Below are 11,265 nucleotides of genomic sequence, written 5' to 3' on the forward strand. Positions count from 1 at the left end.
GGGCCCGATCGCCGTGTCGCTCTGGTGGCGAGGCTTACGGCGAGGCTGAGGCTTACTGCGAGGCTGTCGCGATGAGCCAGCCGATCGTCGACTGTTCCGGCCGGCTGGCCGTCGCGCCGTGCCGGGGCCGCCCGACGCGTCAGTTGTTGTTGTCGCGCACGTCGTCAGCCCGTGTTTCAGTAGCTTGGCGTCCTGGCTGTTGTGTTGGGCTGGTTGCCGCTATGGGCGTTGTGCGGTGGCTTTTCCCTCGTACGTGGCCAGTCCGCCCCTGGCCGCGGCCGGCATCCCGTTCCGGCTGTCGGCCACGCCTGACACCGGTCTGCCCAGTGGGGCTGCTTGGTCGTCAGTTCGGGGGAAGGTGGTCCACGGAGTTGTAGTAGGCCAGCTCCAAGCGGCCGTCGACGGCGACGAAGCGGGTCAGGGAAGCGTTGCGGACGTTGCCGGCCTCGCGTTCGGCGGCCAGCACCTGATCCCAGTCGAGCTCCTCGATGACGGCTCGCATCATCAGGACGACCGCGTCGTGGGCGACCACGATGACACGCCGGCCGGCGTGGTCTCGGTGCAGGTCTCCCAGGAACGAGCCGAGCCGGACCTCGATGTCGGCGAACGACTCGCCGCCCGGCGGGGTGTAGTGGTGTTCGCCCGCGTCGGCGCGGCGCTGGGCCTCGTCGGGGAAGCGCTGCGCTACGGCGGCCCGGGTCATCATCTCGAGGTCGCCGAGCAGCCGGTCGACGAGGCGGTCGTCGGTGCTCGGCGTGGGCAGCTCGACGCCAGAAGCCTCGGCGGCCAGCCGCCACGTCTCGCGAGCCCGCCGGTAGGGCGACGTGATCACGACCTGGGGACGCTCGTTCTCGGGGCGCGCCCCGATCCACTCGCCGAGCGCCGCGGCCTGCTTCTCGCCCCGTTCGGTCAGCGGCACCTCGGCGTCGCGGCCGCTGACCTCCGCCTCGAGCAGCCCGCGCGCATCAGCGGCCGGGAAAGCGACGTTGGCCAGGCTCTGCCCGTGCCGGACAAGGACCAGTTCGGCAACCACACCCATGATCCGACCCTATCCCGAGCCATCGCCAAGCGATCCCCACCGACGTGGAGCTCCCGACGCCGAAGTGCAGCCCGATTCGTTGTGGGCCGGGCTGGCGGGCTCCCCGGTTCGGAGTGTGGCCTGTGCCGTCGGCGCCCGGTCGGCGGTTTCGCTCGCCGACGGGTAGATCGGCTCCCGCCGGGCTGGCGGGCTCCCCAGTCCGGAGCGTTGGCTGTGCCGTCGGCGGATTCGCCCGCCGAGGGGCAGATCGGTTGCCGTCGACGGGCAGATGAGTTCCCGTCGACGGGCAGACCGGCTCCTGCCGACGGGAACTGATCGGGCGGGCGTCGACGAAGCTCAGGACGGGAGCAGCAGGCGGACGGCCAGGTAGGCGATCACCAGGCTCGACAGCAGGGCGGTCAGGAGACGGCCGCGTGGGCCGGTCAGCCATCGGCCGACCAGGGAACCGCCGCCTGCGATCACCAGTTGCCAGCTGGCCGAGGCCAGGAACACCCCGGCCACGAACAGCGGGCCGCCGCCCTCGCCGCCTCGGCCCAGCACCAGGGCGGCGAAATAGACGACCGTGGCCGGGTTGAGCAGGGTCAACCCGAGGACGCCGAGGTAGGCCCGTCCGGGAGTGGCCGGCCGCTGGTCCACGGCGGTCGGTTTGCGGAAGGCGGCTCGCGCCGTCATCACCGCGATGCCGAGCAGGACCACGGCCGCGGCCCAGCGCAGTGGGACGGTGATCGGGGCGATGACGCCGGCCACGGCTGCCCCGCCGGCCACCGCGATGGCGGCGAAGACCCCGTCGGCGGTGGCCGCGCCGAGGCCGGCCGCCGCGCCTACCCGCAGTGAGGTGCGGGCGCTCAGGCCGGCGATCAGCACGCCGATCGCGCCCATGGGCAGCGCTACGCCATAGCCGGCGGTCACGCCGGCCAGGAACGACGCGCTCATGACCGAGGCTGAGGGACCGCCGTTTCACGGAGGCGCTTCTGCTGTCGCGCGGCCCGGACGGCCACAACGACAGAGACAGCGGAGAACAGCATCGGCTTGGTCACGCGCCCATGCTGCCGCGACAACCGCCCCGCCGCGACCGATTTACCGTTGGCCGCCCCCGCGCGAACGCCGCCCGCGAACGGGCCGACGTTATGCGGCTCGGCCGCACCGACATCGACGGCACCACCGTGCGGACCGCTTTCGGCGAAGCCGCCCTGCCACCCGCCGCCATCACCGCCGCCTGCCCGCCCGCGACGTGGTCTCGCCGGAACCGGGTAGCGCCAGGCCGACCGAGCCGAGCTTCTCGTCGAGCCGCTCGGGCGTGAGCGTGGCCATCCGGGGCGCCGCCTCGGTCCGGCCGGTCGGCTGACAGCTCTCACCCGCAGGCAGTGGGAGCTACACAGCAGCCAGCCGCAGGCGGTCGGACAAGCCTGCGGCCTCGAAGGCGGCCCGCACGTCGTCGACGCTTTCGGTGAAGTGCTCCCAGCTGTCCACGTGGGCCGGAACCGTGACCGCCGCGCCCAGGATCTCGGTGGCGGTGGCCATCTCGGCGGCGGACAGGGTGAGGTTGGCGTCGCTGACCGCGGGCACGTGGGCCGCGCCGCCGAAGAGCACGGCCACGTCGATCGCGGGGAACTGGGCGGCGATCTCGCGGACCACGTCGAGTGAGGCGTTGTCGCCGCTCACGTAGACGGTGGGGGAGCCCGCAGCTTGCACCACGAAACCGATGACCGGGCCGGTGATGGGTTCGATGCCCTCGGGGCCGTGCAGGGCCGGCACGGCGGTGACCGTCACGGCGCCGTCGGCCAGGGTGACGCTCTCCCACGGCTTCAGCCCCTGTGCGGGCGGGCCGAGCCGGGTGGCGCCGTCGGCGGTGGTCAGCACCAGGGGTGCAGCCAGGGCGAAGGCGCGTCCGGAACGGTCGAGGTTGTCGGGGTGCTCGTCGTGGGAGAGGAGGATCACGTCGGCGCCTGAGGGCGTACCGGAAGCGGCCTTGGTCTTGGTCAATGCCCGGTCGGGGCCGATCGGATAGACGCCCGGCGCGTCGAAGGTCGGATCGGTCACGAAGCGGAAGCCGCCCAGCTCGAACGCCACTGTGGGACCGCCGAAACCCTGGATCGAAATCGTCATGCCGGAAAGTCTGCGGCGAACCGGCCGGGACGGGGAGTGGCTGGAAAGCCATCCTGCGATAGGTTCAAGCCATGACTCGTGACGCGACCACCGTGGGCATCGTCGTCGGCGACGGGGCGCCGATCCTCGAGGTCGCCGTCGCACCCCGGGTCTTCGAGATCGATCATTCCGGGCGGGGAGGACCCCGTTTTCGCGTACGCACTACAGGTGAGCGCCCCGGCCCACTCGAGACGTCAGCGGGTATCTCCCTCACGGCGCCCCTGCCGCTGAGCGCGCTCGACGAGGCCGGCGTGGTGGTCATCCCGGGCTGGCGTCTGCCCGGTGGCCCGCCGGTCGCACCCGAGGTGCTCGACGCCGTCCGCCGCGCCCACGCCGAGGGGGCCACCCTGGTCGGGCTCTGCCTGGGCGCGTTCGTGCTGGCCGAGGCCGGTCTGCTCGACGGTCGCCGAGCCACCACGCACTGGCTCAAGCTGGCCGAGTTCGCGGCGAGCTACCCGGCCGTCGAGGTGGTCGAGGACGCGTTGTTCGTCGACGAGGGCGAGATCGTGACCAGCGCCGGCAGCGCCGCCGGGCTCGATGCCTGCCTGCATCTGCTGCGCCGCGACTACGGGCCCGAGGTGGCCAACACGACCGCCCGCGCCCTGGTCGTGGCGCCGCAACGGCCGGGCGGTCAGGCCCAGTTCGTCGAGCAGCCGGTGCCGCCGCTCGACGCGGGCGACACCGTGACGACCGCCATGCGTTACGCGCTCGAACATCTCGACGACCCGGGCCTCGACATCGCCCGCCTGGCCGCCGCGGCCAACCTGAGCCGGCGCAGTTTCGATCGCCGGTTCCGTGACACGGCGGGCTGCTCGGCCCTGCAGTGGCTGCTGCATCAGCGGGTGCTGCGCGCCCAGCACATCCTGTCGACCACCGGTTTGCCGATCGACACTGTGGCCCGGGCCTGCGGGTTCAGCGACGGCGTGGCCCTGCGACCACACTTCCGCCGGGTCGTCGGGGTGCCGCCACAGACCTACCGGGCCAGCTTCAGCACCCTGCCGACCGGATAGCCGGCGCGACGGGCGGTCACACCTGGCGGGCGGCGAAAGCCGTCGCGAACGGGCCGCTGCACCTGGCGGCGGCGAAAGCTGGCGGGGCCGGGCGGGGTCGCGGCTGGTGGGCGGCGAGGGCTGGCGGGAGCGGGCGGTCGCGGCTGGTGGGCGGCGAGGCTGGCGGGGCCGGGCGGTCGCGCCTGGTGGGCGGCGAAAGCTAGCGCGAACGGGCCGCTGCGCCTGGCGGGCGGCGAGGGCTGGCGGGAGCGGGCTGTCGCGCCTGGCGGGCGGCGAAAGCTGGCGAGGGCGGGCCGTCGCACCTTGGGGGCCAGGCTGTCGCGCCTGGCGGGCGGCGAGGGCTGGCGGGGCCAGGCTGTCGCGCCTGGCGGGCGGCGAGGGCTGGCGGGAGCGGGCCGTCGCGCCTGGCGGGCGGCGAGGGCTGGCGAGGGCGGGCCGTCGCACCTGGCGGGGCCGGGCTGCCGCGCTTGGCGGGCGGCGAAAGCTGGCGGGAGCGGGCCGTCCCACCAGGCAGGCGGCGGGGATCAGCGGGAGAGGCGGGCCACCGCGCCGGATTCGAGGGCGGTCCACACGGCACCGTCGGGTCCGATGGTCAGGCCGTGCGGTTCCGAGCCCGGGGTGGGCAGGTCGTATTCGGTCACCTCGCCCGCGAAGGTGATGTGAGCCAGGCGGTTGGCCGCCCACTCGGTCAGCCAGCACCCGCCGGCCGGGTCGGCCACGATGGCGTGCGGCCGGGCCTCCCGGTCGGGTAGCGGGAACTCGGTGATTTCGCCGTCGGTGGCGATGCGGCCTACCTGACCGGCGCCGATCTCGACGAACCACAGCGCGCCGTCGCCGCCGGCCGTGATGCCGACCGGGGCGCCGCCCGGCGTGGGCAGCCGGAACAGCGTCATCTCGCCACCGGTGGTCACGCGGCCGATGGCGTTGGCCTGGTTGAGGGTGAACCACAGGGCACCGTCGGAACCGGCGGTGATCATCGAGGGGAAGCCCCCGGCGGCCGGGATCGGATATTCGGTGATGTCGCCGTCGAGGGTGATGCGGCCGATCTTGTCGGCGTTCATCGCGGTGAACCAGAGCGCGTCGTCCGGCCCCGGGGCGATGCCGAACGGAGCGCCTGAGGCCGGGAAGGCGTCGAGCTTGCCGTCCGTGCCGATTCGCCCGATGTGGTCGTCGCGGTTGCGGGTGAACCACAACGCGCCGTCCCCGCCCACCGTGATGATCGACGGCCCGCTCTCCGGCGCGTCGAGCGAGTAGAGATCGACAGCACCAAAAGAAGCAGCGCCGGACGAAGCAGCACCAAAAGAAGCGGCGCCGGACGAAGCCGCGCCGGACGAAGCCGCGCCGGAAGAATCAGCGCCGGAAGAATCAGCGCCGGAAGAGGCAGCGTCGGATGGCACAGCGAAGCGCGCGATGGCACCGGCGTGGACGAGCGTCATCCACAGAGCGCCATCGGGCCCGGTGACGATGCCATAGGGGCCGGACTCGGAAACCGGGAACTCCTGCATCGTCACCACGCTACCCAGTCAGGTGTTTTGTCGCCTCCCGCACGGAGAGACCGGACAGGCTCGACCGGTGCGCCTCCACGAAGGACAGCACCTCGCCCGGCGCCGTGCGGGCGTAGTGGCGCAGCGCCCATCCGATCGCCTTGCGCACGAAGAAGTCACGATGACCGGCCTGGGCCGCGCAATAGGCGAACAGCCTCTCCTCGTCGGTGTCGGCGCCGTAGTGCAGCTGATGCAGGATCGCCACCCGGACCAGCCACATGTCGTCGTCGCGGGACCACTCGTCCATCACCTCGACCAGTGACCGGTGCCGCCGCACCAGACCGCCGGTGAAGCGGGTGGCCAGCGGGTCGATCGTGTCCCACCACGATTTTGTCGTGACCAGCTCGCGCACCACCTCGATGAAGCCGGGGCCGGGCACCTCGACGTGGCGGAGCAGGTAGGAGCAGGCGACGTACTGATATTCGCGCTCGTCGCGGGCCCACAGCGCGGTGGCGATCGCGGCCAGATCGTCTTCGCCCGGGCGGGGCAGGCCGGTCAGCGCCGCCTTTTGCAGCTTCTGCAGCGCGGGGGCGGGCAGACCCAGGAACGGGAAATGATTTTTCATGTACGCCGCCATGGCCGCGGCCCGCTCGGTGTCGGCCTCGGGGCGTAGCCGTTCGTCGAGCCTCTCGAGCACCAGCGCGGACAGGTCACCCATGGCCCGCATCCTGCCACCGTAGTCTGACAAGAATGGGCGAACGGGCGGCCGCGGGCGGCGGAAAATGGGTCGATGTCGCGCCGGAGCGGCTGCCCCGGTGGCTGGAGAACTTCGAGCGCCGGCACGGGGCGTACGGGGAAACGGGTTTGACCTTGATCGCGGCCGATGGTGCGACCGCGACCTGGCAGCTCCCGCCGGGCGTAGCCGCGGTGGGCACCCTGGCCGAGCTGATCGAGACCGCGCAACGGCCGCGCCGGATCGGGCTGCTGCTGGCCCGCAAGGGGGCGCTCGCGGCCGGAGTCGCCGACGGCACTGAGTTGATCAGTTCCAAGGTGGACCGTAATTATGTGCAGGGGCGCACGGCCGCCGGTGGCTGGTCGCAGCAGCGCTTCGCGCGCCGCCGGGACAATCAGGCCAAAGCGGCCGCGGCGGATGGCGCCGGCATCGTGGGGCGCGTTCTTCTTCCGGCCGTACGCGATCTGGCCGCGCTCGTGACCGGCGGTGATCGCGCCGCGGTGGAGGCCGTCCTGGCCGCACCCGAACTGGCGCCGCTCCGCGACAAGCGCTCCGAACGGTTCCTGGACGTGCCCGAGCCCCGGCACGCGGTTCTGGTGTCCGCGATCGCCGGGGCCCGGGCCGTGTCCGTGCTGGTGAAGGAGCCTTAGAAAGTCTGGGCGCAGCTCTTCGGCGAACCGTTGTAGCCCTTGCTGAACCACTCCTGGCGCTGCGCCGACGTGCCGTGCGTGAACTCCTCGGGGTTGACCGGGTTGCCGCTGCGCTTCTGCAGCGTGTCGTCGCCGATCTGGCCGGCCGCCTGGATGCCCTCCTGGATGTCCTGCACGGTGAGGCTCTTGAAGATCTGCACGCCGTCCTTGTCGGTGGTGGTGCTGGCCGACTTGGCCCACGCGCCCGCATAGCAGTCGGCCTGCAGTTCGAGCTTCACCGACAGCGCGTTCTTCTCGGCGTTCGAGGCGCCGGACTGGGCCTGGCGCATCTTGGCCTCGGTGCCGGTGATGTCCTGGATGTGGTGGCCGTACTCGTGGGCCAGCACGTACGGCTGCGCGAACTCGCCGGACGCGCCGAGCTGCTTGGCCAGCACCTGGTAGAAGGACAGGTCGATGTACACGTTGTTGTCGCCGGGGCAGTAGAACGGCCCGACGCCCGAGTCGGCGGCGCCGCAGGCCGTGCTCACCCGCTGCTCGAAGATGACCGTCTTGGCCGGCTGGTAGTCGACGTTGAAGTTCTCCGGCGCGGCCGACTTCCAGTAGTTCTGGATCGAGTTGACGTAGAGCGTGTTGCGGCAGTCGAGCTGGTCGAGCGCGTCGGCCGCGTCACACTTCTGATCGATGTTGGTGTTGTCGCCGGTCGAGGCGCCGCTGCCGCCACCCATCGAGTTGATGCCGAAGTAGCCGCCGACCAGCGCGACCACGATCGTGATGATGATGCCGACCAGGCCACCGCCGCCGATCGGCAGTCCGCCCAGCCCGCCGCCACCACCACCGCCGGAGCCGCGTCGATCCTCGACCTGACTGGTATCGATGTCGGCGTTCTCGTTGAGTTCCATCTCATCCTCACTGAGCCAATGCGGCGGGGGTGTCGGCTGCGTACCCGATGATCTTGATCGTTAATCGAGTGGGAGGTACGCGGGGCCGCCCGGTAGTATGGCGGGGTGCTGCTCTGCGAAGACTGACCTGTCCCGCGCCGACTTCAGAAATCTTGAGGGTCGGCGTTTTCGTGTGCCCGGAGTCAGCCTCATCTCTGCGAGAGCGAGCTTTACGAAATGATCACCGCCACCGGACTCGAACTGCGCGCGGGCGCCCGCATCCTGCTGTCCCCGGTCACCCTGCGGGTGCAGCCGGGCGACCGGATCGGGCTCGTCGGCCGCAACGGCGCGGGCAAGACCACCACGCTCAAGGTGCTGGCCGGCGAGGGTCAGCCCTACACCGGCGAGGTCGAGCGGACCAGCGAGGTCGGCTACCTGCCGCAGGACCCGCGCACCGGTGACCTCAACGTGACCGGCCGCGACCGGGTGCTCAGCGCCCGCGGGCTCGACTCGATCATCGCCGAGATGCAGAAACTCGAGATCGAGCTCGAGGAGAGCGCCGACGACAAGCTGGTGCGGCGCTACGGCAACCTGGAAGACAGGTTCTCCGCCCTGGGTGGTTACGCTGCCGAGGCCGAGGCCGCCCGCATCTGCTCCAACCTGGGGCTGCCCGACCGCGCGCTGTCGCAGACCATCGGCACCCTGTCCGGCGGTCAGCGCCGCCGGATCGAGCTGGCCCGCATCCTGTTCGCCGACTCCGGGCAGAACGGCAAGGGCATCCTGCTGCTCGACGAGCCGACCAACCACCTGGATCAGGACTCGATCGCCTGGCTGCGCGGTTACATGGCGCAGCACAAGGGCGGCCTGATCGTGATCAGCCACGACGTCGAGCTGCTCGAGGCCGCCGTCAACAAGGTCTGGTATCTCGACGCCAACCGCTCGGTCGTCGACATCTACAACGTGGGCTGGAAGAAGTACCTCGAGTCACGCGAGACCGACGAGCGCCGTCGCCGCCGCGAGCGGGCCAACGCCGAGAAGAAGGCCGGCGCCCTGATGGCCCAGGCCGACAAGATGCGGGCCAAGGCCACCAAGACGGTCGCCGCGCAGAACATGGCCCGCCGCGCCGAGAAGCTGCTCGGTGGCCTGGAAGAGGTGCGCACCTCGGACAAGGTGGCCAAGGTGCGCTTCCCCAACCCGGTGCCCTGTGGCAAGACCCCGCTCACGGCCAGCGGGCTGTCGAAGTCGTACGGGTCGCTCGAGATCTTCACCGACGTCAACGTGGCGGTCGACCGCGGCTCGCGCGTGGCCATCCTCGGCCTCAACGGTGCCGGCAAGACCACGCTGCTGCGCATGCTGGGCGGCCTGCTCACGCCGGACACGGGCGAGGTGCGGCCGGGCCACGGGTTGCGGCTGGGCTATTACGCGCAGGAGCACGAGACGCTCGACGTCGACCGCACGATCCTCGAGCACATGCGCAGCGCCGGCGGCGAGCAGAACGATACCGAGCTGCGGAAGATCCTCGGCGCGTTCCTCTTCTCGGGTGACGACGTGGATAAACCGGCCGGTGTTCTCTCCGGTGGGGAAAAGACCCGTCTCGCCCTCGCGACGCTGGTCTGCTCCGGCGCCAACGTGCTGCTGCTGGACGAGCCGACGAACAACCTCGACCCGGTCAGCCGCGAGCAGGTGCTGGACGCCATCGCCAACTATCCGGGCGCGATCGTGCTGGTCACGCACGATGCGGGGGCCGTGCAGGCGCTGAAGCCGGACCGCGCCATCCTGCTGCCGGACGGCGACGAGGACGCGTGGAGCGACGACCTGCTGGAGCTCGTCGAACTGGCCTGACGGCTCGCATGATCTGCGAATCATCACCATCGTCGGTTGTCAACCAGTGCCCACACAGACAGTGCGACGTTCGGGCGTTTGCGGTCAGGTCGGACACCGCACCGGACGCGCCCAAGTTGGCACACGAACCGACGCAGCGCTCGGTAGGCAACGCATCGACGCTGCGTCATGTCCGGTCCGGCTGTGTCCTCGATCGAGTGTTTCCGCAGGTGATCGATGGTCTTGGGAAACTGCGCGGGAAGCCGACCGTACGTTCGTAATGCTTGTCGCCCTAACGTCAGTTAACTGTCTGACATTGATGGCCGTGGTCATCGTCAAGTTCCTGACAGTGATAAATGGGCACGTTGGCTAGGGCTGGATACCTAGCGCATGATCGTTGGAGGCGGTCTAATAGGTGAGACCGTATGAACCGCACAGTCTGGGACGTGAGGATTCAAGATGCCAGCCACGGGCACTGCCACCAGCACTGAGAAGGGTCGCCGAATCGTCGGCAGCGAGCGCCAGTCGTTAGCGAAGGATCTGGTCAAGCGTTACACCGGTGGGGAGAGCATTCGCGCTCTCGCCGCTTCGACCGGTCGTTCCTACGGATTCGTGCATCGCGTACTGACCGAGTCGGGCGTGCAGCTCCGCCAGCGCGGTGGCGCGCGTCGCCGCAAGAAGGCGTGACGACCGGCGACGCCGCACCCGGCCTCCCCGCCGACGAGTCGGGCGTTCGCTACGACCTGGACGGGCCGGTGGCAACGGTGACGTTGTCCCGGCCCGAGGTGCTCAATGCACAGACACCCGCCATGTGGGCGGAGCTGTCTAACATTTCGCGGAAATTACCCGGTGACGTACGAGTAGTCATTGTCCGGGGCCACGGACGTTCCTTTTCCGCGGGCTTGGATCTGTCGGTCGCACGTGGTGAAGGCGATTCTTCACTTGCGAAGCTCGCGCAGTTGTCACCCGAAGAGTGCGCGGATCGGATTGCCGGCTTCCAGTCGGCGTTCACCTGGCTGCGTGACCCCTCCATCGTGACGATCGCGGCGGTACAGGGCCATGCGATCGGCGCCGGATTTCAACTCGCACTCAACTGCGACTTACGCGTCCTGGCGGAAGACGCGCGCTTCTCGATGGCCGAAGTGACCCTCGGGCTCGTCCCCGACCTGGGTGGCACGAAACGGCTCACCGAACTCGTCGGGCCGTCCCGCGCCCTGGAGATCTGCCTGACCGGCCGGCGCATCGCGGCCGACGAGGCGCTCGCCCTGGGGCTGGCCACGGCGGTCGTGCCGGTGGCTTCGCTGGACGCCTCCGTCGCCGACCTCACGGCCGCGGTACTCGCGGCTGATCGGGGAGCCGTCGCCGAGATCAAGGCGCTCCTCACCAACGCCGGCCAGCGGACCTACGCCGAGCAGGACCGGGCCGAGCGCGAGGCCCAGACCCGCCGGCTGCGCGATTTGACGGAATAGTCTCCTCACCACCCGGAGTTGTCATACCCGCGGTGC

General features: G+C 70.5%; 11 protein-coding genes. 5 read left to right on the forward strand and 6 right to left on the reverse strand.

The window, feature by feature from the left end; genetic code table 11:
* Positions 1–343 precede the first annotated feature (343 nt).
* The 3 genes from KOI35_RS20190 to KOI35_RS20200 form a co-directional block, all read right to left on the reverse strand.
* Complete coding sequence (locus tag KOI35_RS20190) at positions 344–1,039, reverse strand: histidine phosphatase family protein (protein WP_215789058.1); 696 nt, start codon at positions 1,037–1,039, stop codon at positions 344–346.
* A gap of 336 nt (positions 1,040–1,375) precedes the next feature.
* Entirely contained in the window at positions 1,376–1,972 is a 597-nt protein-coding gene (locus tag KOI35_RS20195; RefSeq protein WP_215789059.1) for a LysE family transporter, read from the reverse strand.
* Between the two features lie 438 nt (positions 1,973–2,410).
* On the reverse strand, positions 2,411–3,145 hold the full coding sequence (locus KOI35_RS20200; RefSeq protein WP_215789060.1) for an MBL fold metallo-hydrolase: 735 nt from the start codon (positions 3,143–3,145) through the stop codon (positions 2,411–2,413).
* A gap of 71 nt (positions 3,146–3,216) precedes the next feature.
* Between KOI35_RS20200 and KOI35_RS20205 the strand changes: the two genes are divergently transcribed.
* Positions 3,217–4,194: a GlxA family transcriptional regulator gene (locus KOI35_RS20205; protein ID WP_215789061.1), complete on the forward strand. Its 978-nt coding sequence runs from the start codon at positions 3,217–3,219 to the stop codon at positions 4,192–4,194.
* Between the two features lie 524 nt (positions 4,195–4,718).
* Here KOI35_RS20205 and KOI35_RS48425 read toward each other — a convergent pair.
* The gene (locus tag KOI35_RS48425; protein WP_215789062.1) at positions 4,719–5,699 is read right to left on the reverse strand and encodes a Vgb family protein; all 981 of its coding nucleotides are present in this window, start codon (positions 5,697–5,699) and stop codon (positions 4,719–4,721) included.
* 10 nt (positions 5,700–5,709) lie between these two features.
* Entirely contained in the window at positions 5,710–6,405 is a 696-nt protein-coding gene (locus KOI35_RS20215) for a DNA alkylation repair protein (RefSeq protein WP_308121078.1), read from the reverse strand.
* 23 nt (positions 6,406–6,428) lie between these two features.
* Here KOI35_RS20215 and KOI35_RS20220 point away from each other — a divergent pair, with 23 nt between their 5' ends.
* On the forward strand, positions 6,429–7,061 hold the full coding sequence (locus KOI35_RS20220) for an acVLRF1 family peptidyl-tRNA hydrolase (protein WP_215789063.1): 633 nt from the start codon (positions 6,429–6,431) through the stop codon (positions 7,059–7,061).
* On the opposite strand, the gene ypfJ is transcribed toward KOI35_RS20220, so the two are convergent.
* On the reverse strand, positions 7,058–7,960 hold the full coding sequence (gene ypfJ / locus KOI35_RS20225) for a KPN_02809 family neutral zinc metallopeptidase (protein ID WP_215789064.1): 903 nt from the start codon (positions 7,958–7,960) through the stop codon (positions 7,058–7,060). The two genes, KOI35_RS20220 and ypfJ, sit on opposite strands and share 4 nt — an antisense overlap.
* 216 nt (positions 7,961–8,176) lie before the next feature.
* Between ypfJ and KOI35_RS20230 the strand changes: the two genes are divergently transcribed.
* The 3 genes from KOI35_RS20230 (at position 8,177) to KOI35_RS20240 (ending at position 11,229) form a co-directional block, all read left to right on the forward strand.
* Positions 8,177–9,781: an ABC-F family ATP-binding cassette domain-containing protein gene (locus KOI35_RS20230; RefSeq protein WP_215789065.1), complete on the forward strand. Its 1,605-nt coding sequence runs from the start codon at positions 8,177–8,179 to the stop codon at positions 9,779–9,781.
* 438 nt (positions 9,782–10,219) lie between these two features.
* Positions 10,220–10,447 (forward strand): helix-turn-helix domain-containing protein, encoded by a 228-nt coding sequence (locus KOI35_RS20235; RefSeq protein WP_133872162.1) that lies wholly within the window; start codon positions 10,220–10,222, stop codon positions 10,445–10,447.
* Complete coding sequence (locus KOI35_RS20240; RefSeq protein ID WP_215789066.1) at positions 10,444–11,229, forward strand: enoyl-CoA hydratase/isomerase family protein; 786 nt, start codon at positions 10,444–10,446, stop codon at positions 11,227–11,229. Before KOI35_RS20235 ends, KOI35_RS20240 begins: the two co-directional genes overlap by 4 nt.
* The last annotated feature ends 36 nt before the right edge of the window (positions 11,230–11,265 follow it).

The organism is Paractinoplanes bogorensis, from assembly GCF_018829635.1.
GTDB classification, from domain to species: Bacteria; Actinomycetota; Actinomycetes; order Mycobacteriales; family Micromonosporaceae; genus Actinoplanes; species Actinoplanes bogorensis.

Excerpts from the sequence above, each read along its gene's own strand:
- KOI35_RS20190 (WP_215789058.1), bottom strand. The coding sequence starts at position 1,039 with ATGGGTGTGGTTGCCGAACTGGTCCTTGTCCGGCACGGGCAGAGCCTG.
- KOI35_RS20195 (WP_215789059.1), bottom strand. The coding sequence starts at position 1,972 with ATGAGCGCGTCGTTCCTGGCCGGCGTGACCGCCGGCTATGGCGTAGCG.
- KOI35_RS20200 (WP_215789060.1), bottom strand. The coding sequence starts at position 3,145 with ATGACGATTTCGATCCAGGGTTTCGGCGGTCCCACAGTGGCGTTCGAG.
- KOI35_RS20205 (WP_215789061.1), top strand. The coding sequence starts at position 3,217 with ATGACTCGTGACGCGACCACCGTGGGCATCGTCGTCGGCGACGGGGCG.
- KOI35_RS48425 (WP_215789062.1), bottom strand. The coding sequence starts at position 5,699 with ATGCAGGAGTTCCCGGTTTCCGAGTCCGGCCCCTATGGCATCGTCACC.
- KOI35_RS20215 (WP_308121078.1), bottom strand. The coding sequence starts at position 6,405 with ATGCGGGCCATGGGTGACCTGTCCGCGCTGGTGCTCGAGAGGCTCGAC.
- KOI35_RS20220 (WP_215789063.1), top strand. The coding sequence starts at position 6,429 with ATGGGCGAACGGGCGGCCGCGGGCGGCGGAAAATGGGTCGATGTCGCG.
- ypfJ (WP_215789064.1), bottom strand. The coding sequence starts at position 7,960 with ATGGAACTCAACGAGAACGCCGACATCGATACCAGTCAGGTCGAGGAT.
- KOI35_RS20230 (WP_215789065.1), top strand. The coding sequence starts at position 8,177 with ATGATCACCGCCACCGGACTCGAACTGCGCGCGGGCGCCCGCATCCTG.
- KOI35_RS20235 (WP_133872162.1), top strand. The coding sequence starts at position 10,220 with ATGCCAGCCACGGGCACTGCCACCAGCACTGAGAAGGGTCGCCGAATC.